This window comes from Microcoleus sp. M2_D5 (assembly GCF_036701935.1).
In the GTDB taxonomy this organism is placed as follows: domain Bacteria; phylum Cyanobacteriota; class Cyanobacteriia; order Cyanobacteriales; family Microcoleaceae; genus Microcoleus.
The window spans coordinates 63,055-85,689 of sequence record NZ_JAUBRP010000024.1 but is presented as its reverse complement, the minus strand read 5'-3'; the positions used below and the strand labels follow the sequence as shown (position 1 = coordinate 85,689).

Sequence of the window (22,635 nt, the reverse complement as noted above, 5' to 3'; positions counted from 1 at the left end):
TGCTCCTTCTATCAATGGCTAAGTTTTAGTTTTTGATTAACAAAAAGCGCTCCTAGAAATAGGGGCGCTTTTTGTTTGGGGAAAATATTTTTAGAGTTCTTCTTCTGTTAACAAACAGAGTGATATCAAGTCCGCTTGAGTAGTTGTAATTCTGAGTCTTGAAGGAACTGAAGAATCTCGCCCTTTCGGCAACTCGCTTACTTCGTTGCGCTTGACTCATGACAAGTAAGGAATGAGAATTAAATAACTTACACTCTTGAAAGTGGGGAGTAGGGGATGGGCCTGAAAGCCCGCCCTTTTTGGACGGGCTGTCAGGCCCATCCCACAATAACAATTAAAATTGTAAGTTATTTAATTCGCGATCCTAAGCGTTTGGAGTCAAGCGATCGCCCAATCTAAAATTTATCTAAAAATTAAAAGGTAAAAAATTAATTTTTTACCTTTTAACTCTCGATTTTGGATTAGCCGCTACTGAACAAACTTCTTGAATGCCAGTGTCACGTTGTGGCCGCCAAATCCAAAGGAATTCGACAGCGCCACATCAACTTTTAGATCGCGGCTTGTATGAGGAACATAGTCCAAATCGCACTCAGGATCGGGATTTTCCAGATTAATTGTCGGCGGAATTTTGTCATTGGCGATCGACATTACCGTCGCCACCGCCTCAATTCCCCCAGAACCGCCCAAAAGATGGCCGGTCATTGACTTGGTAGAACTAATTGCTACTTTGTAAGCATGGTCTCCCAAAGTCTTTTTAATAGCTTTCGTTTCCGTAGAATCGTTGGGAAGCGTGCTTGTGCCGTGAGCGTTGATATAGCTCACCATATCCGGCGTCAAACCCCCATCCTTGAGCGCTAAAGCCATTGCCCGCGACGCACCCTCTCCCCCCGGTACCGGAGAAGTCATGTGATACGCATCGCAAGTTAAACCGTAGCCGACGATTTCTGCGTAAATCTTCGCGCCACGCGCCAGAGCGTGTTCCATTTCTTCTAGAATCAGAATGCCAGCACCTTCGCCGACGACAAAACCATCACGATCGCGATCGAACGGACGGCAAGCATGAGTCGGGTCATCATTGCGAGTCGAAAGCGCCCTCGCCGCAGCAAAACCCGCCACGCACAAAGGTGTCACCGCAGCTTCTGTACCGCCGCAAATCATTGCTTGGGCGTAACCCGCCTGAACTAAGCGAAACGCATCGCCCACGGCATTCGACCCGGCAGCGCAGGCCGTCACCGTGCAAGAGTTTGGCCCCTTAGCGCCCGTGTGAATCGCCGTCAGGCCTGCGGCCATATTCGCAATCATCATGGGAATCATAAACGGGCTGCATCGATCGGGGCCGCGATTCAGATAAATCTCTTGCTGGTCTTCCAAAACCTTCAGGCCACCAATGCCAGTGCCAAGAATGACACCCACCTGTTCTGCGTTCAGGTCGTTAATCTCCAACTTCGCATCAGCAAGAGCTTGTTTGCTCGCTGACACCCCAAATTGAGCAAAGCGATCCATCCGCTTTGCTTCCTTGCGCTCTAAGTAGTCGTGTGGGTCGAAACCCTTCACCTCTGCGGCAAAGCGGCAGTCGTGCCGCGACGGGTCGAATAAGGTGATCGGGCCTATACCATTCTTCCCGGCAAGCAACCCATCCCAATATTCGGACAAGGTATTGCCGATCGGTGTAATCGCGCCGATACCCGTGATAACAACGCGCTTACGCTCTAAATTTGTCATGATTTCAGTTTCAAAAAATTAAACACCCAGAACGCAGAACTAAAGAGGAGTTTCCAGTTTTATAACTGCTCTCCTCTTATGGGAAAAGACAGGTATTTTATGCTTTTGGAGCTGCAAGTTGGCTGCTGATGTAATCTACACAAGCTTGAACCGTAGTAATTCCTTCGGCTGCTTCGTCGGGAATTTCAATATCAAACTCTTCTTCCAAGGCCATTACCAGCTCTACTGTATCTAAGGAATCTGCTCCTAAATCGTTAGCAAAGTTGGCTTCGGGCTTGACTTCGCTCAGCTCGACTTCCAGTTGCTCTTTCACAATTTTCTGGACTCTAGTAAAAATGTCGTCTTGGCTCATAACATCGTGTCCTCATTGGTTGCTGCGTATCTAATCTTATCCGAAAGGGGGATCTGCAGGACAAAGGCTGGCCGCTTTTCTAAGTGACACGGGCCGAGGACAATTGGGACACGGACGATCGCAGCAACTCTAGCACTCAGGCAAAAAAAACCCATAGCCCAAAATCAATCATCTCGTTTAGCCACCTGATAACGTTGAGGAAGCGGATTTTTGGTCGATGGTGCGTCAGTCTTCAACTCAAAATGCTTGAGAAAAGCTGACAATTGGCTCTTAGCTAGGCGGTGATCGGTTAATTATAAAGAGGGAAAACTAAGCAGAAAGCCTCCCGACTTCGATCGCTCTCCTTTCTTGTCCCTTGCCTTTTCTCCCCAGCAGAAACAATTATGCCATCCCCAAATCTCAAATATGCTTATTTTCCCGGTTGCGTTGCCCAAGGGGCGGCCCGCGAACTTTACTTGTCTACCCAAGCACTGACTCAAGCCTTGGGCATTGAACTGGTGGAACTCAAAAAAGCTTCCTGCTGCGGTTCTGGCACTTTCAAGGAAGATTCGCAGTTACTCGAAGATACTGTCAACGCCCGCAATATTGCTTTGGCCGAGGAACTGAATCTGCCTTTGCTGACGCATTGCAGCACTTGTCAAGGGGTAATCGGTCATGTGGACGATCGCCTCAAGGAATCTCAGAAAACCGATCCCAACTACGTAGAAAAAGTCAACGGTTTGCTGGAAAAACAAGGCTGTTCGCCTTATCAAGGCAGTACCGAGGTGAAACATCTGTTGTGGGCGATCGTGGCAGATTACGGCCTGGAGGAGGTGCAGAAGCGAGTCACCCGCAAGCTTTCGGGTTTGAAGTGCGCGTCTTTTTACGGGTGCTATCTGCTGCGAGCTCAGGATAAGCTGCTTTACGATGACCCGCACCAACCGGAATCGATGGAAAATGTATTTCGGGCGATCGGGGCAACTCCGGTTTACTATCGAGGGCGGACGCAGTGCTGCGGCTGGCCCTTGGCGAGTTATGCCACTAACCAATCTTTCCAGATGGCAGGCAAACACATTCAAGATGCTCTTGACAATGGGGCTGATTGTATGGTAACACCTTGTCCGCTTTGTCATTTAAATTTGGATTCGCGACAGCCGGAGGTGGAAAAAGTAATTGGGCGCAAGTTGGGTTTGCCCGTGTTGCATTTACCGCAGTTGGTGGCTTTGGCTTTGGGTGTGGACCCGAAAAAACTAGGGATCGATCGACATATTGTGTCAACTAAGCCCGTGTTAGAAAAATTAGGCTTTTAGTCGATCGATTTGCACAGATTTGTAGTAAAGAAGTCCGTCCTTGATAACTCCCCTCTCACCACAGACGTGCTCAGTAGGAACCTACTTTGATAAGACTCTCCGCGTGAATAACTGTGAAGTTTTGTCGCTTTTTCGCGAAGTGCTTCCAGGCACTGCGGTAGACTAACCTTTAATTCTCTGTGCAGGCTATAGCGGTGGCACTTCGCCGTCAAATCTGTTCACTCGCAGAGGCAGCAAATTTTTAGTGACTCGTTGGGAGCCTATATTCAATGTCTCATTCAGTCAAAATTTACGATACTTGCATCGGCTGCACTCAATGTGTCCGCGCTTGTCCGACTGACGTTTTGGAGATGGTGCCCTGGGATGGCTGCAAAGCAGCTCAGATTGCCTCATCTCCCCGCACCGAAGACTGTGTAGGCTGCAAGCGGTGCGAAACTGCTTGCCCTACCGATTTTCTGAGCATCCGGGTTTACCTGGGAGCAGAAACCACTCGCAGTATGGGTCTAGCCTACTAAATATCGATCGACACGCCGATCGAATTACGGGTACAAAAGAGGGGGCGATTAAATTGCCCCCTCTTTTTTTGTCGCGGAATCGACATTCTGGGGCCGGAAGAAGGTAAAAATGATAAAACGTGAGTTTTATGGCGATCGCTAAGCAGGAGTAGTACGTTAAATGTGCGGAATCGTTGGCTATATCGGCACGCAAGCAGCAAGCGAGATTTTGCTAGCAGGATTGGAGAAACTAGAATACCGGGGCTACGATTCAGCGGGCCTCGCTACCATATCCGAAGGAGAAATTACCTGCATCCGAGCAAAGGGCAAATTGCACAACCTCCGGGAAAAGTTAGCAGAGATAGACTCTCTGGCTCCCATCGGCATCGGACACACCCGCTGGGCAACTCACGGCAAACCAGAGGAATATAACGCTCACCCTCACCTAGATAATAGCGGGCGAATTGCGGTAGTTCAAAATGGAATTGTCGAAAATTATCGCGAGTTGCGGGAAGAATTGAAAGCAAAGGGACATAAATTTGTCTCCGATACCGATACAGAAGTTATTCCTCATTTAATAGCTGAATTTTTGAAACAAGCAAGAAGGGAGAAAGAAGCAGAAAACAATAATAAAAAAACAGAGAGAATTGCTGATTTATCGTTTGTGGAAACGGTTTTAAAGGCGGTAAATAAATTAGAAGGAGCTTTTGCGATCGCCGTTATCTGTGCAGATTTTCCAGAGGAAATAATTGTCGCCAGACAGCAAGCTCCTTTGGTGATTGGGTTTGGTGCAGGTGAATTTTTCTGCGCTTCCGACACGCCGGCCTTAGTATCTCACACCCGCACTGTTTTGTCCTTAGAAAATGGCGAATTGGCAAGGCTAACTTCGATGGGAGTGGAAGTTTACAGCTTTGCAGGAGAAAGGCTGAAAAAAAGCCCGCGCATCCTTGGTTGGAGTCCGGTTTTAGTCGAAAAACAAGGCTTCAAACATTTCATGCACAAGGAGATTTACGAACAGCCAGCCGTAGTCAGAGCTTGTTTGGAGGCTTATTTAGACAGCGATTGGCAGCCAGGAAATCCGAACTCTCCCATCAATCTCAACTTGCCAGAGGAACTTTGCGCCGATGTCGAACAAATTTCAATTCTCGCCTGCGGAACGAGCTGGCACGCCTCGCTAATTGGCAAATATTTGTTGGAACAATTAGCTAATATTCCCACAGCAGTGCAGTACGCTTCTGAGTACCGCTATGCGCCCGCACCGCTGACAGCAAATACTTTAACTATTGGGGTAACACAGTCGGGAGAAACGGCGGACACGCTGGCTGCTTTGGGAATGGAACAGCAGCGCCGCGCGGGTTTTACTGATAAATTCCGGGCGAGAATGTTAGGCATTACTAATAGGACTGAAAGTTCGATCGCCCACATGATGCCACAGGTAATCAACACCCACGCTGGTATAGAAATCGGCGTTGCTGCCACTAAAACTTTTGTCACTCAGTTGATGGCATTCTATTTCTTAGCTTTGGATTTGGCGCACCAGCGGCAAACAATCAGCACTGAGAGATTGGCAGAAATTATTACTGGTTTGCGCCAGTTGCCGACAGAAATTGAGAAGTTTTTGGAGATTCAAGAACAGTATGTGGAGGAATTGTCCCACCAGTTTACAGACACCCAAGATTTTATATTTTTGGGAAGGGGAATTAACTTTCCGATTGCTTTGGAAGGGGCGCTGAAACTGAAGGAAATTAGCTACATTCACGCCGAAGGATATCCGGCGGGAGAGATGAAACACGGCCCGATCGCCCTTTTGGATGCGAAAGTGCCTGTAGTGGCGATCGCCATGCCCGGAAGCGTCTACGAAAAAGTGCTTTCCAACGCTCAGGAAGCGAAGGCGCGTGACGCCCGTTTAATTGGCGTTACGCCCAAGCAAGGTGTGGCGGAAGCCGACATTTTTGACCACGTTTTGCCCGTGCCTTTGGTGGATGAATTGTTGTCGCCGATTGTAACAGTAATTCCGCTGCAATTATTGGCTTATCACATTGCGGCGCGTCGGGGTTTGGATGTGGATCAGCCGCGCAATTTGGCGAAGTCGGTGACGGTGGAATAAAGCAAGTTCGGTAACGAAGCAGTGTACGGATGTAACGGATGTAACGGATGGAAATTCGATGAAAGTCGTAGGGTGCGTCGCCACCTTAAAACCCTCCAGAAAATAGACAATCCCATAGCGACGCACCATACCATTAGTCGTATGGTGCGTCGCCACAAAGAATCCCTCAAAAAAATAGACAATCCCATAGCGACGCACCATACCATTAGTCATTAGTCATTAGTCATTTGTTGGTTGTTGGTTGTTCGTTCTAATAACCAATAACCAATACTTCGGCGGAGTTTATCCTGAGCGTAGCCGAAGGGTTCAGTACAAGTGCCCGATGCCCGATGCCCGATGCCCGATCGCCTATTCCCTCTGGCTGACTCCGCAAATTGCGGCTAACAGCAACCAGCTTGTAGTATTGACTCGAAAATCAAACAGCGTCACATCTACAGTGTTAAATAGCGTGCAGGCGGCGAAGGCTAATAAATAACTGAAAAAAATTAGGCGATCGGCCGCTCTTACCTCTTGACAAACTACCTGATTTTTGCTATAAATTATAGATTTTTGATTGAGCACTAAAGCATTTTCCGCTACTTTCTGAGTGGCTATTTCCTCGTGTTGGATATCCGCAGGAAAAAGCGGCCAATTCGCCAGCAGCAAAACAGCCTTAGCCAAAACCCAACCAACTAAGCCAAATAACAAAAGCGTTGCGGGTATTCCCGTTTCCGCAGTCAACATCAGTATCAAACTGTGAGGATGACCCAGCCATTCTTGCATCTGATCTTGATAGAGAGGCGTAAAATTTCGCAATCCCCAACCAGTCCATGGACGCTGCTGAGTCATCGACCAAGCAAATTCCCACTGAGTTTTTCTCAAAGTAGCAGTCGGCCGATTTGGGAACATCTCGTCGGTGAGTCTAGCCCAAAAGAAAGCCGGAACAATTCTTCGCAAATACTGCCGTAAAGGTTCCGGGCCAAAGGCAGACCAAAAAACTGTGCTAGCCACACTCAAAACCGCAGCTAATAATTTTTTATAACCCGCATAAAGTGCAAAAGCCAAAACTGCCAAAACTGCCAGTCCCCAAGCATTGCGAGAATTAGTATAAATCAAAGCAACAGCATTTCCGATCACTGCAAAACTTAAAAATAGGAATTGGTAATTGGGAATCGGTAATTGGGAATCGGTAATTGGGAATCGGTAATTGGGCATTAATATTTCTTCTTCCCTCGAACATCTTCTTTCTGACTCCTGACTCCAGACTCCAGACTTTTGCTGAATAATTAATCCGCGTATCCCTGTCAAAATCCGTGTCGTGCCTTCCTTCTTCCTTCCTAAGCCTTCGAGCCACAGTCCCAGTGCTAAAATAAAAGCAATTGTCAGATAGCAAGCTAAAATATTAGCGTACATAAATACAGAAGCCATGCGGCCGGGGGGATTGCCTTTGGGTTCGAGTACCCAGCCAAAAACAGGCTGCAATTGATCGATGCCACTCCAACCTAAAAATTGCTGTCCCAGACCTAAAATTATCACGGGAATTGAACTAATTACGATCGTCCAAGACAATTGCCGCAATTGAGGCAGAGTTTTAATTAAACTGCTAAAAGCGGCAAACAATATAAAGAAGGGCAAGAAATTGTACAACCCTATAAAAGCCTCGATGCGGTTGTGGGCAAAAACGGCTGTGAGGACTAGCAACGCACTCAGAATTGCGAAGCCTCGATTCAGCGGGCGGCGACTAATTTGACGGAACTTTTGCTTGCAAGTGCCGGCCAATCCCAGGAATAAACCTAAAGCTCCCAAAATCGGAATTAAGGGAAAAATCAGCAGCCCCACTTGGGCGAAATTCCAAGGAATTTGCTGGCGGGCATCTGGATGTTTTTGCAGGCGAGATTTGAGATATTTGGCTGTCAGTTTTGCCGCTAATTTAAACTTTTTTTTGATGTTCACCCACACTCCAATTCTTCAATTCTGCAATTCTTCAATCCAAAATCCAAAATCCAAAATCGTCATGCTAGTTCCCAAACGCATTCCGATCGCGTCAGGCGTATTTGAGCTAGGGCAAAAATGGTCGGGATAATGCGGCCGTAGTTCGTAGAAATCGATCGCCAACCCAAATCCGCTAAAAACCAAGTCCACATCACTGGGCCTACCAACGAAAATACGCTCCGCGTCGCACCGTAACGAGCGGCACTCACCGCCATACCGCGCCGCGCCGTCTGAATTGCGACATAATTTTGGAACTGGGTTGCAGCAGTTGCAGTGCCTGCAAGCACTCCTTGTTTAGCCATTTGATAGGTGGCAAAATGCAGCGCAAATTGATTTGCCATTAGTTTGAGCAGCATTGGTTTTAAGATGGAACTAACAGCTAAAGCGCTGCCGCCTTTGAACAGTAAACCCAGCGGGTCTTTTTCTGCCGAAATTGGCAGGGGTTCTGAGAGTTTAGAATCAACTATCGCTCGCTGTACGCGCAGTGTCAGCGCTTGCTGTTCGTCTGCGGGTAAACGCTTCCACGCGCGGCCCATTAAGTGCAGAAATACTTCTGCCTCTAAGTCGGTGGTTGACAACTGTCTGGGATAAGGGATTTTGAGATAGCGACAAACTTGAATTAGCGCTTGTCTGTAAGTTACTTGTTGGGTTCGCCCTCTGAGTACCGTCAACCCGTCGGCTGCAAGATAGCGAAACCGCTGTTCTACGGCGTCGAGCCACGCTTCGCGATCGCGACTTTGTATGTCTATGGGTGCGGGGGTTTGCACGTAATCTAAAGGGTTAAACTTGCGGCTGAACAGAAGTTCTGTTAGTTGCTGCAATTCTTCTTCTGTTGTTAATTCGAGTGCTGCTCTGAGTTCGTCCAAGACTGTTGCCCTCCCCTATTCGATTTTAGATTTTAGATTTTAGATTTTAGATTGCTGCTGATTGACAAGCATGAGGATTTAGGATTTACCTACGGTGGCTTTTTTTGATCTGGTGTCGATCGTGGATTCGTGCTGTCCTTTATTCTACTACTTGGTGCAGGGCGATGGCGGGACGCCCCACAAGCTAGGGTTCTCAGGGTTTGGCCGCCAACTGAAATATTGCACTGAAACTTCCCCGCAGCCTTTAAGCTGATAATTAGACATTTAGTAAAAAGCTTGTCTTGGGCAGGCAGGATGCCTACTGCACAAGAGTTTTTGGAAATGTCTAATGACTGGTGACTACAGAGTAATGACTAATTATGTTCGATGTTGCGGTGATTGGTGCGGGTATGGCGGGGATCAGTTGCGCTCAACGGTTGCGTCAAGCTGGTTATTCTGTGGCGGTGGTTGAGAAATCTCGCGGCGCGGGGGGACGTGTTGCAACCCGCCGCGTACAGGGCACTAGGGCCGATCACGGGGCGCGGTATCTGGAACCGCAGGCGGATGCGGTGCAGGGGTTAATTGAGGTTTTGGTCGATCGCCACATCCTCAAACTCTGGACCGATCGTGTCTGGGAATTCAGACAGGGGGAACTTTCTGCTGTTCCTAGTTCTTGTTATGTCGCACCTGCGGGTATGAATGCTATCGGTAAGTATCTGGCGGAGGGTGTAGAAATTTGGTTTGGCCGCCGCGTACAAGCTATTTCTACTACAGATAACCAAATGTGGAATCTTTCCCTGGAAGTTACTGATGACAATTTACAGACGCCTCAAGAATTGATTGCTAAGGCTGTGGTTGTGGCAATTCCTGCTCCTCAAGCTTTAATGTTTTTGAATTCGGAAATTGGTTTTAAATCTGATTTTCTTGACAAATTGCGTTCTGTGGAGTACGACCCTTGCATTGCGGTTATGGCTGGCTATCCTGGGGCAAAACAGCAAGATTTGAGCAATCTAAATCCGCAGTGGCAATCTGTTTCTTTTCCCGATAATTCTGATTTAGCTTGGGTTGGTTGGGACAGCAGCAAACGGCTCGATCCGCAGCAGCCGGTGTTTGTGGTTCACAGCAGCGCAAATTTTGCCGATCGCCATCTAGAAGCTGTTGATTTGGAAACTGTCGGTCAGGAATTGCTCGATCGCACTTCTGAATATTTAATCCCTTGGCTCAAAGAGCCGGAATGGTTGCAGGTTCACCGCTGGCGCTATGCTTTTTGTCGAAATCCTTTGCCTGTTTCTTGTTTGCCTGCTGGGGTAAATTTGCCGCTGGTTTGTGCGGGGGATTTGTGCGGCGAAGGTCAAATAGAGGGTGCTTTGCGATCGGGTTTGGCTGCGGCTAATTGGGTGAATTCTCAGTTGCAAAATTTGCCGTTAGATTCCAGCCTAAATTGGTAATATGGCTACAATAATTAATGTATTGATTTTACCTCTAACGCTATGGCCATCCCGTCTGGGTTTAGCCCGGAAGATTACCTTGCCCTCGAACGCGATAATACCGTCCGGCATGAATATCGGCGCGGTTTGGTGTACGCGATGGCGGGAGGTAGCGATGACCACAGCCGTCTCTGTATTAATTTTATAACTGCGATTAACCTTCACCTGCCCGATGGTGACTGTCAGTTTTTTTCGGCTGATGTCAAGGTGAATTATGCGGATGCGTTCTTCTACTATCCAGATGCTTTTGTCACCTGCGATCCGCGCGATCGCGAAGATCGTTATGTGAAGCGTTATCCCAAGTTGATTGCTGAGGTGCTATCCCCTTCGACTGAAAACTTCGATCGCGGTGAGAAGTTTGAGGATTATCAACAGCTTGAATCGTTGGAAGAGTATGTTTTAATCGCGCAGAACCAGATGCGGGTGGAGTGTCGCCGTCGGGTGCAGGATGCGAGTTCCCTGCGGTGGGAAACGGTGGTTTATGAAGCAGGCGATGCGGTGAGGTTGCGGAGTATTGGGCTGGAGATGCCGATCGAGGAGTTATATCGGGGTGTGAGCATATTCAGTTGAAGAAGGAAGAAGGAAGAAGGGAAATGCAACTAAAGCAATGGTTCCAGTAGTTAAGAACGTCGCCTGGAATCTGGCGCGGTTGCTACTTCTTCCTTCTTCGTTCGGCTATAGTTATGAAAAACCGATCTAACGACCTACAAAAAAATGGAAAAATGGTGTAAACTCCCACTTTCCCAAATAGTTACTTTTGTGCAGTTTCCTGTTGTTTAGACTCTTGTTCTTGCATCTGCAATAACTCTGGGACTGTTACGAAAATGTAGCCTTCCTTTCTCAATCGAGCAATAATCTCAGGCAAAGCTTTTACAGTTCTTGCTCGATTGCCGCCGCCGTCGTGCATCAGCACAATGCCGCCGGAATTTGCCTGCCTCATCACGTTGTCTATCAAAGATTCCGTAAGAGTGCGCCAATCAAAAGAATCAGCAGACCACATCACAACAGCATAATTTTTCTTTTGAGCATAAGCTGTCAATCCATTGTTTAAAATGCCTCCTGGCGGGCGGAACATCGATGTTTGGATGCCGGTCAAGTCCTCAATTAATGATGAAGTGCGATCGATCTCGCGAGCGGCACCGTCTTCGTTATACTGAAGGTATTGATGGCTCCATGTGTGATTGCCGATCGCGTGACCGGCTGCTGCGACTTGTTTGCCAATTTCGGGATAATTTTGCAGGTATTTTCCTACCCAGAAGAATGTAGCTTTAATATTGTTTTCCTTGAGAATATCTAGGATTTGTGTAGTTGTTTTCGGCCAGGGGCCGTCGTCAAATGTCAGGGCGATCGCCTTGTGTTGGGAGTCGAGTTTCGCGTGACGAATGGTTGTACCTTGAAACTGATCCGGTACGGCTGATTGAAATCGGATTGCCTGCAATTGGGTTAGAGCATTTTGGGAAAATTCAACTCGACGGGCAATCGCCTCGGAGAACTTATTAATATTGGACATCGCCGGTTGTTCTTGCGACTGGGATACGGCCAAGACTTGCGCCTGAATCGGTTGCAACGGCTGATTTGCCCGCAAGTTCATCGGCCATGTCACACCCAGCAAAAAACTTCCTGTTGCTGCCATAAAAGCAACTATTAAAGTTTTTCGCCGCCTCCACAGCAGTTTCAATTTTGTCACGTCGTTCTCTCCTTCACACCTTGTACAGTTAATTTGAGATTTTATGTTGATATCAAGTTAATCCACTTAAGAGGATAATCTTAAATTGGACAGTCAGTAAAAATGCTACTGGAAATAACCGATCGTGGGGAAGTCCGTCAGGATAAAAAAATTTAAGATTTGTGCGCCCGAAATCCCCTAACCCATGAAAACGCGGGATGGGTGAACTTTTTCCCCAGCTAGGGGGACGGCGCTCAAATCGGATTAATGGCACGATATTCTTAGGGACTGGGCTGGCTTCGACCCGCGTCCCTACCTGACACTGCAAGTTGGTTTAACGTCAGATGTTGCACTATTGTCAATAAGCTTTTTAGGAACAGGCTTTTCGGCCTGTTCCACAAGAAAATCTAGTCTTTGTGGAACAGGCCGAAAAGCCTGTTAAGCGAGAATAGTGCAAGATGTGAGTTTAACCAAATTTGATATGAGGGCGATCGCCCGCCCGCCACTCCTAAAATTAATTTTTAGGGCCAGTTCTCTCTTTGTACAAGCCGACAATCCGATCAATAACTTCAGCAACAGTCAGATTGTCTGTTTGAATTTCCACAGCATCTGCCGCTTTACGCAAAGGTGCAACCTCGCGGGTGCTGTCTTTTTCGTCCCGCAAGGCGATGTCTTGTTCCAATTGGGCCAAGCTAATATTAGCCCGATCGCTATCTTTAAGTTCTAACAGCCGCCGGCGCGATCGCTCTTGTACCGAAGCCGTCAAAAAAATCTTCACTTCCGCATCGGGAAACACGTTAGTGCCGATATCGCGGCCTTCTGCTATAATTCCGCCTTTTGTGCCGCAGCGCCGCTGTTCCTCCAGCAGAAACTGCCGCACGGCGGGAATTGCCGCCATTTCCGAGACGCGGGATGTCACTTCCAAACTGCGAATTGCCTCGGTTACGTCTTCGCCGTTAATCTTCAACATCTTTGATGCGGGATCGAGGTTGTATTCTAAATAACTGGAACTGATTAATTCGGCGATCGCGCATTCGTCGGAAATCGGCGTGTCTGTTTTCAAGGCCAGCCAAGTCAGCGCCCGATACATCGCACCGGTATCCAGATAAAACAAGTTCAAAGCTGTTGCTGCAAGGCGAGTTACGGTAGATTTGCCTGCTCCCGCTGGGCCGTCGATCGCCACAATGGGCCGGCGGTTCCTGAGAATTATATTGTCAATCAAACGAGTAGAGCCAACTCTGGCGGCCACGGCTAAAAGTCCGGCTGTTTCCACAACCTGCAAGGGCGTCAAAGTGTGGGGATCGACGAGTTCGGCGTATTCGAGCTTGACTGCGGGCTCTCCTGCGACTGCTGCGTGGGCTGCGGCGAGTGCTGCTGCTGCGGTGCGGTCGCCTGAAGAAAAAGTTTTCGAGGCTTGTTGCAGGGCGCGGTAGAGTACGGAGGCTTGCTGTTTTTGCTCTGCTGTTAAATACTGATTGCGAGAACTCATTGCCAGTCCCGACTCTTCGCGGACGATCGGACAAGCGACAATCTCTACAGGCAAGTTAAAATCAAAGACCAGCTTCCGAATAATTGCTAGCTGCTGGGCGTCTTTTTGACCGAAATAAGCTTTTGTCGGCTGCACCAAACTCAAAAGTTTAGTAACAATTGCCGCGACGCCTTGAAAATGACCGGGCCTTGCTTTGCCGCACAAAACAGATGTCATCGCCGGTGGCGGCACTACTTGAGTTAAGGATGAAAGGTGAATCTCTATCTGTTTTTGGGCGGTTTTCTCTGTTTCTGTGTGTGAAGCGAAGCTATCCCGTAGGGAATCGACTGCTTGATGGCCGAACATTTCCGTTGCTGAGGGAGCAAATATGGCATCAATCCCTGCTTGTTCGCACAACAGCCGGTCTTGCTCGAAATTCCGAGGATAATCTTGAAAATCTTCTGTCGGCCCAAATTGCAGCGGGTTGACAAAAATGCTGACCAGGGCGATCGCATTTTCTTGCCTGGCCCGCTGGATCAAGCTCAGATGTCCTGCGTGCAAAGCTCCCATCGTCGGCACTAAACCGACTGTCAAATGAGGTGCAGCAGACTTTTGTAAATTTAAGTAGCAGCGAAGTGCTGCAATGGTAGTAAACAGGCGCACCGGTAGAATCTCCTGAAGGCATTCGGCAGAATGCAGAGTTTATTTGTCAGAATTTGTTCGAGTTGACATCTGGCACCACCGTCAAGAACAGGCTTTTCGGCCTGTTCCACAAAGAATAGTGCAAGATGTCAGTTTTATCTCACATCTTGCACCCTTCTCAATTACTTGTTTAGGAACAGGCAAGATGCCTGTTCCACAAGAAAACTCATTCTTTGTGGAACGGGCATCTTGCCCGTTGTTGACAATGGTACAAGATGTCAGTTTTATTCTACTTTCTGCCTTCTACACTGCGGATAAGTTTTGTATTCTGCCTTAGACTACCGTTCAGCGTCCACCAGTTGTTTGCTGCGGCGGTTCGATCACTTCGATTTCCACTCTGGCTACGCCACTGCTGATCATTCCTAGCACGTTGGCGGCGCCGGCGGACAAGTCAATGAGCCGATCGCCCACATAGGGGCCGCGGTCATTAATGCGGACGACTACAGTGCGGCCGTTGTCGAGATTTCTCACCATGACTCTCGTTCCAAAAGGCAAATTTGGGTGGGCTGCGGTCATATCATTTTGGTTGAAACGTTCGCCGCTGGCGCTGAGGTTGCCGTCAAATCCCGGGCCGTACCAGGAAGCCCAGCCGCTAAGCCGCACTTGAACTGGGCCCAGAGACAGCACGGAGCGTTCTGGTTGGGGTTTGCCTGCGACTTCTTCCAGGGGTGGGGCGTTGCCCAGAAGTCGCCGGAGGCGATTGGTTGCTTGCAGGGCGTCTCGGCTAAAGTTGCTGGTGGTGTCGGGGAGGATGGTTTCGGCGTTGATCTTTACCAAGTCCTCGCCGTTTGCCTGGATAATGTAGCGATCGCCTTTTTCCCACTTAACGGTAATGCTGTTGGGATCGATGTTGTTGCGGGCTAGCTGATTGAGTCTTGCTGCTAAGCTTGATGCCCGCCAAACTGGATCGGGTTCTTGGTTGCTAGAGTTGCTGGCAATGTTTCCGACTTTGGAATTTTCTCTTGCGCCCGCTACTTTTGACGGACTGCTAGCACCGACTTGGCTGTTGCCAGTTTCTCCCAAAGGGGTGTTTGTTTCCGGATTGGCGTTCAGAAAGGTGATGACTGGAATGTTTCGCACGTAGACTGTCGCTGCTTGTCGCCCGCCTAAGTCGTGGGGCTGAATTTTGGCGATCGAGTCTCGGGCAATTTCAGCTCTTGCTTGATACTGATACTGTCCGACTTTTTGCGCTTCGACCCGAGTAGCGTTTAACTGCCGGGACGGTTGGGTGGCAATTACTTGCTCGGAAACCTGAGAGTTTTGGTTGTCGGCACCTGTGGCTTGTGCGTGACAAGAGGATGCCGTTCCTACCATAGGAACTAACAGGACAGCGAGTAGACCACCAACAAATTTTTCCTTCATACGTCCATTTTTGTGAATAGCCATTGCCAACCGAGATTGGAGGATTGGCCATTTGGCGGCGGGCGTCAAGGATTTCTCTCTTGCCCTTCGCCATTCCCCCGTGAGTCAAAGCAAAGTATCCGGGTGCGTTTTTGCTTTAATGCTTCCGCCCCAAAAAAATTGGCGCAAACTTCCCTGACACTTGACAACTCATACTCGATTCGCAATTTGTGTTTTGTTCACGAACTGCAACAGACTACCACAAACTTTTGTGCTTGGGGATCGCTGGGATCGCGATTTTCACCAAATCTTCATCAAATCTTCTCAAAACCCTCTATCATAAAATCCTTTAGTTCCAAGGCTTACAGCCGTTTCAGCCATTACGGAAAACTTTACAAAACTTTACAAAACTTTAGTGTATTTTGTGGGCTGCCGAATGGCTAGTCTTAAAAAAGCTGTTTGTCAACTGTTATGGGAATAAACTAAAAATTAGAAGAAATCGATTTGGCGGACTTATGGATTATCGAGAAGCAGGTGTGGATGTTGAGGCGGGCAGAGCTTTTGTCTCGCGCATCGGGAGTATGGTTAAGAGCACGCACCGATCGGGAGTTTTGGGCGGATTCGGCGGGTTTAGCGGGTTTTTCAGCGTCCCGGAGGGCTTAAAAGAGCCGATTATGGTTTCGGGTACTGACGGCGTTGGGACTAAGTTAAAATTGGCCCACAATCTCGATCGGCACGACACGGTAGGTATCGACTTGGTGGCGATGTGCGTCAATGACGTGCTGACATCCGGGGCCGAACCCCTCTTTTTTCTCGATTATTTAGCCACGGGAAAGTTAAATCCCGAACAATTAGCTGCGGTGGTGGCCGGCATTGCTGACGGTTGCAAGCAAGCGGGCTGTGCTTTGCTCGGAGGGGAAACGGCAGAAATGCCCGGTTTTTACCAAGCGGGTGAGTACGATTTGGCCGGTTTTTGTGTGGGAATTGTCGAAAAGAGCAAATTGTTGGACGGTTCGCGGGTGCAGGTGGGAGATGTGGCTGTGGGGCTGGCAAGTTCGGGCGTGCACAGCAACGGTTTTAGTTTGGTGAGAAAAATTGCGGGCGATTTGGGTTTTGACTGGCATTCCCAACCCGAAAAGTTAGGTGGCAAAAGTTTAGGAGAAGTGCTGCTAACTCCGACTAAAATTTATGTTAAACCAGTCCTCGAAGCAATTAAGAGCGGTCTAGAAATTCACGGCATGGCTCACATTACGGGCGGCGGTTTGCCGGAAAATTTGCCCCGCTGTTTGGGAGTTAATCAATCTGTGAAAATTGACAGCAATAGCTGGCCAAATTTGCCAATTTTCCAGTGGATTGCTGAAGCGGGCCAAGTTGCTACAGCCGATATGTTCAATACTTTTAATATGGGGATTGGCTTTGTGCTGTTGCTCGATTCGAGGGAAGTAGAACAGGCTGTTAAATGGTTTGAGTCTCAGGGAATTGGTGCGTTCGCGATCGGGGAAGTGATTGAGGGGAAAGGAGAATTGATCATGGATAATGGGTAATGGGTAATTAGTAGGAAGCAATCGCAGGGGCTGAAGATTGCTTCGCTTTTTTGGTGCAATAACAGACAATTTAAATCTGCCTTCATCTGTGTATATCTGCGGTTAAATTTATAATTTTGAAAGTAACCGCAGAGGACGCAGAGGACACAGAGGAAGAAAGAGAAAAAGGAATTCACAACAGATGACTCGTTGCTACAAATTTAAATGAAAGTGAAATAAGCTGTTGTGCCTTTAAATACGGTATAATTCAAAACTAATTCCGTGAATTAGTGTAAAGATTTCCGCCGAATGTTTAAATTAATTGAAGAGCTATACTATTTATTACATCGACTCTGAAATGAAGGATCGTTAATTGTTGAAGTGAGAAAATATCAAAAACCAAGGTAAGGTTTGTATCACAGTTTAAATAAAAAACACCTTATTAGGCTTGTACGTGACTCAAAATTTCCAAAAACTCCTGCACAACTAGATCCGGTTGTTCGCTGCATCGGGTAGCATCGTAATGTTTGACAAGACTGATGCCAGAATCTATGAAAAGCTGGCACATTTCATCTTCTGTTGCGTTTGGATGGGATGATTCACGGTCAATTTTCAGCATCCCTAACTTGTTTTGGTGAAATATCAGAAAGTCAGCTTCTAGATTCTGTCTACCTTCCGGTGTTGTGAGTCGGAGTTGGGAGTTGGGGATGAAGAGAGTGGAAGTGCGATCGAGTATTTCGGCAATTTTCACTTGTGCGTCGGAGTGAAAGCAAAAACCGTTCCAGTTAATTTCGTTTTCTGAGCCAGATAATTCAGTTTCACTATCAGCATTTATTGTTTTATCCAAATCAGTTTGAACATAATCAGCTTCATTTAAATTTGCGAATAATCTAGCTCCACTTAAGTTTGCTCCGCTGAGATTTGCACCGCTGAGGTTAACTTCTATTGTCAGATTTCGCTGTAAATTCACTTGAGTTCGCCGTAAGTATCGCTTTAAGACAGACTTGAGATTATCTTTTTTGACTTTTTCTTCTAGTGCTTTTGAAAGTAGTTTCCATAGTTTAGCACCAGCATCTTTGATATAATCATATTCATATTCTGTGCTGGCTGCAATTTCTTTATAAGACTGTCCTTCCCAGGATTGACGAAACACTATCTCTTGAATTTTGTTTAGGCGATCGTAGTTGAGGGCTGTTTCTGCGATCGTTAGAGCTTCGTCAACAGTCATGTGTCAAAGTCCCTTGCTAGCGGAGCGTTAAGGTAGGCTTAGTATAAATTGTACCGCAACAGACGCTTAATATTACTTTTTTATTACTATTTTGTTACTTTTTATTACTGTTGAAGCTGCTCTTAAGTCGTTATCATATATCTAACTACACAGGGATGTCAATATCAATAGCACTCATCAGCAGTCTTAAAAACCTTATTGAAGCAGGTATAAGGTTGATATTGAAAGGTGCATCAATAAAAAGTAACCCACCTTTTGTCTATATTCCAAATAATTTTGAGAGAAAGCGTCATGAAAAATTCAACCATTATGATATATTTTTCAACATTGTCACTGACTTTTTTATGCTTGGGTTGTTTACCAGACAAGCAGCCTAATACTAAGCAATCTGAAATACCTTTACAAGCAATCGAGTTACAACAATCTGCTGCCAAAAAACAAGCAGCTAAAGACTTTCAAGGGTGTCTTGAAGATTCAGAAAAAGCCTTGTATATTGATAATAATTTTGCACTAGCCCACTTCTATAAAGGGCTTTGCCAATACTTTAACGGACAAGCACAGGAAGGCATGGGTTCCATGGAAACTGCCTCAATAATTGCTAAGAGCAAGGGCAGGAATGATATTGCAGAAAAATTATCTGCTGTAGCAGAAGAGTTGAAAAAAAATGAGATAGTAAAAACCCCTAGTATTCCTCCAACGAATACAGATGATTCTCCAGGAGGTAAACCTGATAACTCTACTCCTAGTAATCCTGGTGTTTCCGATCAAGATAGAAAGTTTTTAGTATCAGTCCAAAACCAATTAGATGAAAATGGGTTCGTATGGGATACTTGGAACACTCTTGATGGGAAGGAAAAAGTGAAGATTGGCCGTTCTGCTTGTGAGACAATGGGAGATCCGTTAGCTGCTGTCGATATATTATTATCGAGTTATGGAGATAGTATAAAACCGACTCCAAAACACTTTAGTATGAGATTAGCAGCAAGCAGGATATTAAGCGTGGGTGCAGAGATATATTGTCCTGAAGTCTGGGTAGAGGGTCAGAGAACACTGAAGCGTAATGCACAACAATACCTTGATAATCAAGAGGATGAGCTCCAGGACTTGGCTAATGATTTAATGCCTAAGACCTTGGATTTTAGTAAGTGATCGCATTTCAGCAAAAACGCGAAACAATTACGATCGCACTTCCTCTCTTCTCATTTGTTCGCAGCATCCTATGACCGCGTTTGAACAGCTTTTTGAAGTGCGATCGCTCCCACGTCCTTGATCACATAAACAGTTCTTTGTCAACATAAACATATTTCCCCAAAACTGTCAGCGGCATCATCTCCCCGCTGCCAAGTAAATCAATTGAAACCCCATCTCTAATCAATATTTTAAACAATTCCTCGTCGTCTTTTATCAAACTAGCATCTAACTCAATAACTTGACCTTCTTCCCTCATTACCTCCAACAAATCAGAAGTAGATACCTGAAATATTTCCAGATTATTACACCGCGCAGTCCAGCAATTGCCGTAACTGCCCGTAGCTTCAATATCAGATATTGCCCATTGCTTTAAGAGATAATTTTTGTCTAAATACCCAACGATTTTTGCAATTCTCAATTCCAGTTTTTCTTCTGCTTCGCAGCAAAGCGTCACAGCCCATTTTTGACCGATATTACAGGTAATAGCCGACTTTTCAGATTTCATAATGTTTCCGAGATTCTACTTGAATCTACTCGCTTAATTCGATCTTTATATCCTGTCCTGTCGATCTCTGGCGATATCTCGGCCGGGGCGGGTTTTTGAGATTGTCAATTATTGGCCAGTATTGTTGGTGAACCCGCCCCTACAAGAACTACGGTCAATTGGTCGGACATAATATTACTTAATCAAATTGTTCGAGGGCGATCGCTCACTCTTCAGACTCAGATTCAAAATCCACGCGATCGTAAATATCTCCCAACCGCATCTCAAACTCCACACAACTCAATCTCAACACCGCATCAGCACCATCATATTCAGACAAAACCCACTTATTATCATCCGTCTTGCAAAACTGTTCGACGTGCATCTCGTATTGATCGATCAAAACATACTCCCTCAATGTAGGAATAGTACGAAAAAGTTTAAATTTTTCACCTCGATCGTAACTTGCTGTCGATTTCGATAAAACCTCACCCACCATCACCGCATTAGTAATCGTATCTTTCCTACCCTCAGCCAACTCCAACTTACCCGCAACCACCATCACATCAGGATAAGTATAAATCCGCTTCGACGGTATCCACAAACGTAAATCGTTTACATTTACCCGGTAGGGTTGTCCTTTCGTCGCAGAATTTATTGCCCCGCCAAAATTTAGGGCAATCTGATTGTGATTCGGTGTTCCGCCTGTCATAGGGATTATCCTGCCATCCTGATATTCACTTCTAAATTCTGCCCCCTCTTCTAGCATTAAATACTCTTCTGGAGAGTAATAAATCTGTACTTTGTCCTCAACTTTGTCTTCAACTACTTCGGCGCGAATTTCTGTTGATGTTGTCATAGTACATCCTCGGACGATCGTACTTACAATTATATAGCATATGACCTGTGTATGTAGTACCTATAATCTGATGGCAAGTAAGGTGCGTCGCCATCTATAATCTGCAAGTTATATCGAAAATCTCGCAGCGACGCACCCTACGAATTAACTACTCCGACCAAAGAAACCGGGTTTTTTTCCGAATCTGCGTCCTACAACGCGTCTTTCGGGAAAAAACCCGGTTTCTGAGCCACCATAGTCATCTTATAGCCGCATCATCCACAAATCGAAACTACTGCTCACAATCCCAACTCTTTCGTCTCAATTAGATTCCCCTCAAACTCAAAACCCCGGTTCAAACCATCAAAATACTTCTCAATATTAGGCTTGATCCACAGCGCAGCTTCCCCGTGTCCCAACTCCACAGATCGATCGACTACCTCATACCAAATTGTCAGGCTAACTCCCGCCGCTTGCACCGCCTTCAAACAATCCCACACAAACTTTGGCACCGATACCGGCGACACTGCATACCTCAACAATTCCTCAGCACCTTCTGGCAAAATAATCAGATTGCTGGCAACTACGATCGTACCTATATCTTCTTCCCTTTCCCCCTGCCAATTCACTTCGCCATTTAAAACATAACCCCAAGGTTTCAGAAAATTGTCGATCAGATACTGCAACCATTCGACATAATCATAAAACTTTTCCGCGCCGCTCCACTGAATCCCCCCGCCGTCAGCAGTAGGAATCCACTTACACCACAATCCGGGCTGAGTCTTCGGCGGGCGGTTGTAATTAACAACAGAAACTTCGGAGTCTTCATCCCATTTTTCATTCACAAAATAGCAGCCTTCTTCGCCCACAGGCAAATTAACTGCTGCTCTCGCCGGATCGGGAATACTTTGCAAAATCTCCGGATTTCGCTTCATTCGTCGAGTTCTAGAAAACTCTAATAAGTAAATAGCTTCGCTGTCTAATAACCGTTTATTTAAATGAAATATCCCGTCAAAAATTGTAGTGTATCCCATGATTTCTACCTATTATAAATGTATGGTTTTGTTTTTTTTAAAGAAAGTTTATTGTTTGTGGAACGGGCTTCTAGCCCGTTGCTAATCTTGGCACAAAATGTAAGTTTAAGCTCGTATGTTCAAATATTATAAAGAACGGGCCGGAGAGCCCGTTCCACAAGAATATTGATTTTTTTGGGTAACGGATTGCAACCCTATTTAGTCTTGTCCAAACTCCGCGACTCCAACCAAATAGGAATTGCAATCCAAGCCACTGCTAACAGCAAAGCAAATACCGCAAATTGAGCAGCCCAAGCTACCAATTTCTCTAAAGACACAACTTGTCCCAAGAAGTAGGATAAACTCACCATTACAGATGCCCAACTGGCAGCACCCAGAATGTTGAACAGCGAAAATTTCCAAAAAGGCATTTCTGCAATACCCGCTAGGGGGCTGGCAAAAATTCGCAGCAGTGCGATGAAACGGCCCAAAAATACGGCTTTAGCTGCATTTTTGCTAAACTGTTCTTTTAAGTCAAACAGTTGTTCTTCCCGAAAGCGGAAAAATTGTCCCAGCTTCAGCAGGAGTGGCCAGCCGCCGTACCTGCCGATCGCATAACCAAAATTTCCCCCCAATGTAGCACCGGCGATCGCACTGCCGAGCACAAACCAGTAATTCAGTTCCCCGCTGCCAGCTAAAAACCCGCCAGCAATCGTAATTGTCTCGCCTGGAAGAGGAACTCCCAGATTTTCCAGCAAAATTCCCAGAAATACTGCCCAGTAGCCGTAATCACGCGCAAACTGCTGAATAGTCTCTAACGATAAAAACTCAAAAGACATTCGATACTGCCTTCGTAAACTTTTGCAAAGCTCAATACATTTATATATTGGCTCGATTCAGCCAATAGTGCAATC

20 protein-coding genes are annotated in these 22,635 nt (G+C 46.5%); 8 read left to right on the top strand and 12 right to left on the bottom strand.

Annotated elements, in window-relative coordinates:
• Positions 1–468: 468 nt before the first annotated feature.
• Positions 469–1,722, bottom strand: coding sequence for a beta-ketoacyl-ACP synthase II (gene fabF / locus QUA50_RS12925; RefSeq protein WP_333267566.1), 1,254 nt, complete (start codon positions 1,720–1,722; stop codon positions 469–471).
• A 97-nt stretch (positions 1,723–1,819) separates the two neighbouring features.
• Complete coding sequence (gene acpP / locus QUA50_RS12920; RefSeq protein WP_333054563.1) at positions 1,820–2,074, bottom strand: acyl carrier protein; 255 nt, start codon at positions 2,072–2,074, stop codon at positions 1,820–1,822.
• Between the two features lie 383 nt (positions 2,075–2,457).
• On the opposite strand from acpP, the gene QUA50_RS12915 reads away from it, so the two are divergent.
• From QUA50_RS12915 to glmS, 3 genes are all read left to right on the top strand, one after another.
• Positions 2,458–3,363, top strand: a complete 906-nt coding sequence (locus tag QUA50_RS12915) for a CoB--CoM heterodisulfide reductase iron-sulfur subunit B family protein (protein ID WP_333267568.1) — start codon at positions 2,458–2,460, stop codon at positions 3,361–3,363.
• A gap of 269 nt (positions 3,364–3,632) precedes the next feature.
• The gene (gene psaC, locus QUA50_RS12910; RefSeq protein ID WP_015175986.1) at positions 3,633–3,878 is read left to right on the top strand and encodes a photosystem I iron-sulfur center protein PsaC; all 246 of its coding nucleotides are present in this window, start codon (positions 3,633–3,635) and stop codon (positions 3,876–3,878) included.
• A 160-nt stretch (positions 3,879–4,038) separates the two neighbouring features.
• A complete protein-coding gene (gene glmS / locus QUA50_RS12905; protein ID WP_333267570.1) occupies positions 4,039–5,964 on the top strand; it encodes a glutamine--fructose-6-phosphate transaminase (isomerizing) in 1,926 nt (641 codons plus the stop codon).
• A gap of 348 nt (positions 5,965–6,312) precedes the next feature.
• Here the strand turns inward: glmS and QUA50_RS12900 are convergent, their stop codons facing one another.
• Both QUA50_RS12900 and QUA50_RS12895 read right to left on the bottom strand, forming a co-directional pair.
• On the bottom strand, positions 6,313–7,896 hold the full coding sequence (locus QUA50_RS12900) for an O-antigen ligase family protein (protein ID WP_333267572.1): 1,584 nt from the start codon (positions 7,894–7,896) through the stop codon (positions 6,313–6,315).
• A 59-nt stretch (positions 7,897–7,955) separates the two neighbouring features.
• A complete protein-coding gene (locus QUA50_RS12895) occupies positions 7,956–8,801 on the bottom strand; it encodes a YaaW family protein (RefSeq protein WP_333267574.1) in 846 nt (281 codons plus the stop codon).
• Between the two features lie 359 nt (positions 8,802–9,160).
• Here QUA50_RS12895 and QUA50_RS12890 point away from each other — a divergent pair, with 359 nt between their 5' ends.
• On the top strand, positions 9,161–10,228 hold the full coding sequence (locus tag QUA50_RS12890) for an FAD-dependent oxidoreductase (protein ID WP_333267576.1): 1,068 nt from the start codon (positions 9,161–9,163) through the stop codon (positions 10,226–10,228).
• Between the two features lie 42 nt (positions 10,229–10,270).
• Positions 10,271–10,837, top strand: a complete 567-nt coding sequence (locus tag QUA50_RS12885; protein WP_333267578.1) for a Uma2 family endonuclease — start codon at positions 10,271–10,273, stop codon at positions 10,835–10,837.
• Positions 10,838–11,018: 181 nt separating this feature from the next.
• On the opposite strand, the gene QUA50_RS12880 is transcribed toward QUA50_RS12885, so the two are convergent.
• Positions 11,019–11,954, bottom strand: a complete 936-nt coding sequence (locus QUA50_RS12880) for a polysaccharide deacetylase family protein (RefSeq protein WP_333267580.1) — start codon at positions 11,952–11,954, stop codon at positions 11,019–11,021.
• 493 nt (positions 11,955–12,447) lie between these two features.
• The gene (locus QUA50_RS12875) at positions 12,448–14,064 is read right to left on the bottom strand and encodes a bifunctional pantoate--beta-alanine ligase/(d)CMP kinase (RefSeq protein ID WP_333211377.1); all 1,617 of its coding nucleotides are present in this window, start codon (positions 14,062–14,064) and stop codon (positions 12,448–12,450) included.
• Between the two features lie 184 nt (positions 14,065–14,248).
• Between QUA50_RS12875 and QUA50_RS12870 the strand changes: the two genes are divergently transcribed.
• Positions 14,249–14,380 carry a hypothetical protein gene (locus tag QUA50_RS12870; protein ID WP_333246377.1) on the top strand — a complete coding sequence of 44 codons (132 nt, stop codon included), beginning with the start codon at positions 14,249–14,251 and terminating at the stop codon, positions 14,378–14,380.
• 8 nt (positions 14,381–14,388) lie between these two features.
• Here QUA50_RS12870 and QUA50_RS12865 read toward each other — a convergent pair whose 3' ends face one another.
• Positions 14,389–15,489: a septal ring lytic transglycosylase RlpA family protein gene (locus tag QUA50_RS12865; RefSeq protein WP_333298414.1), complete on the bottom strand. Its 1,101-nt coding sequence runs from the start codon at positions 15,487–15,489 to the stop codon at positions 14,389–14,391.
• A 470-nt stretch (positions 15,490–15,959) separates the two neighbouring features.
• Between QUA50_RS12865 and purM the strand changes: the two genes are divergently transcribed.
• The gene (gene purM / locus QUA50_RS12860) at positions 15,960–16,988 is read left to right on the top strand and encodes a phosphoribosylformylglycinamidine cyclo-ligase (protein WP_333267584.1); all 1,029 of its coding nucleotides are present in this window, start codon (positions 15,960–15,962) and stop codon (positions 16,986–16,988) included.
• A 421-nt stretch (positions 16,989–17,409) separates the two neighbouring features.
• On the opposite strand, the gene QUA50_RS12855 is transcribed toward purM, so the two are convergent.
• Entirely contained in the window at positions 17,410–18,195 is a 786-nt protein-coding gene (locus tag QUA50_RS12855) for a pentapeptide repeat-containing protein (protein ID WP_333267586.1), read from the bottom strand.
• Between the two features lie 291 nt (positions 18,196–18,486).
• Between QUA50_RS12855 and QUA50_RS12850 the strand changes: the two genes are divergently transcribed.
• Positions 18,487–19,344 carry a hypothetical protein gene (locus tag QUA50_RS12850; RefSeq protein ID WP_333267588.1) on the top strand — a complete coding sequence of 286 codons (858 nt, stop codon included), beginning with the start codon at positions 18,487–18,489 and terminating at the stop codon, positions 19,342–19,344.
• A gap of 121 nt (positions 19,345–19,465) precedes the next feature.
• On the opposite strand, the gene QUA50_RS12845 is transcribed toward QUA50_RS12850, so the two are convergent.
• From QUA50_RS12845 to QUA50_RS12830, 4 genes are all read right to left on the bottom strand, one after another.
• Complete coding sequence (locus QUA50_RS12845) at positions 19,466–19,891, bottom strand: hypothetical protein (protein ID WP_333267590.1); 426 nt, start codon at positions 19,889–19,891, stop codon at positions 19,466–19,468.
• Between the two features lie 205 nt (positions 19,892–20,096).
• Entirely contained in the window at positions 20,097–20,729 is a 633-nt protein-coding gene (locus tag QUA50_RS12840; protein ID WP_333267592.1) for a Uma2 family endonuclease, read from the bottom strand.
• 278 nt (positions 20,730–21,007) lie between these two features.
• Positions 21,008–21,742 (bottom strand): hypothetical protein, encoded by a 735-nt coding sequence (locus QUA50_RS12835; RefSeq protein WP_333298415.1) that lies wholly within the window; start codon positions 21,740–21,742, stop codon positions 21,008–21,010.
• 194 nt (positions 21,743–21,936) lie between these two features.
• Positions 21,937–22,560, bottom strand: a complete 624-nt coding sequence (locus tag QUA50_RS12830; RefSeq protein WP_333138867.1) for a DedA family protein — start codon at positions 22,558–22,560, stop codon at positions 21,937–21,939.
• Positions 22,561–22,635: the final 75 nt, after the last annotated feature.

What these genes read in the sequence shown, in the direction of transcription:
- QUA50_RS12915 (WP_333267568.1), top strand. Translation starts at nt 2,458, where the DNA reads ATGCCATCCCCAAATCTCAAATATGCTTATTTTCCCGGTTGCGTTGCC.
- QUA50_RS12850 (WP_333267588.1), top strand. Translation starts at nt 18,487, where the DNA reads ATGAAAAATTCAACCATTATGATATATTTTTCAACATTGTCACTGACT.
- psaC (WP_015175986.1), top strand. Translation starts at nt 3,633, where the DNA reads ATGTCTCATTCAGTCAAAATTTACGATACTTGCATCGGCTGCACTCAA.
- QUA50_RS12845 (WP_333267590.1), bottom strand. Translation starts at nt 19,891, where the DNA reads ATGAAATCTGAAAAGTCGGCTATTACCTGTAATATCGGTCAAAAATGG.
- QUA50_RS12870 (WP_333246377.1), top strand. Translation starts at nt 14,249, where the DNA reads ATGCCTGTTCCACAAGAAAACTCATTCTTTGTGGAACGGGCATCTTGC.
- glmS (WP_333267570.1), top strand. Translation starts at nt 4,039, where the DNA reads ATGTGCGGAATCGTTGGCTATATCGGCACGCAAGCAGCAAGCGAGATT.
- purM (WP_333267584.1), top strand. Translation starts at nt 15,960, where the DNA reads ATGGATTATCGAGAAGCAGGTGTGGATGTTGAGGCGGGCAGAGCTTTT.
- QUA50_RS12865 (WP_333298414.1), bottom strand. Translation starts at nt 15,489, where the DNA reads ATGGCTATTCACAAAAATGGACGTATGAAGGAAAAATTTGTTGGTGGT.
- QUA50_RS12840 (WP_333267592.1), bottom strand. Translation starts at nt 20,729, where the DNA reads ATGACAACATCAACAGAAATTCGCGCCGAAGTAGTTGAAGACAAAGTT.
- QUA50_RS12835 (WP_333298415.1), bottom strand. Translation starts at nt 21,742, where the DNA reads ATGGGATACACTACAATTTTTGACGGGATATTTCATTTAAATAAACGG.
- acpP (WP_333054563.1), bottom strand. Translation starts at nt 2,074, where the DNA reads ATGAGCCAAGACGACATTTTTACTAGAGTCCAGAAAATTGTGAAAGAG.
- QUA50_RS12890 (WP_333267576.1), top strand. Translation starts at nt 9,161, where the DNA reads ATGTTCGATGTTGCGGTGATTGGTGCGGGTATGGCGGGGATCAGTTGC.
- QUA50_RS12885 (WP_333267578.1), top strand. Translation starts at nt 10,271, where the DNA reads ATGGCCATCCCGTCTGGGTTTAGCCCGGAAGATTACCTTGCCCTCGAA.
- fabF (WP_333267566.1), bottom strand. Translation starts at nt 1,722, where the DNA reads ATGACAAATTTAGAGCGTAAGCGCGTTGTTATCACGGGTATCGGCGCG.
- QUA50_RS12855 (WP_333267586.1), bottom strand. Translation starts at nt 18,195, where the DNA reads ATGACTGTTGACGAAGCTCTAACGATCGCAGAAACAGCCCTCAACTAC.
- QUA50_RS12830 (WP_333138867.1), bottom strand. Translation starts at nt 22,560, where the DNA reads ATGTCTTTTGAGTTTTTATCGTTAGAGACTATTCAGCAGTTTGCGCGT.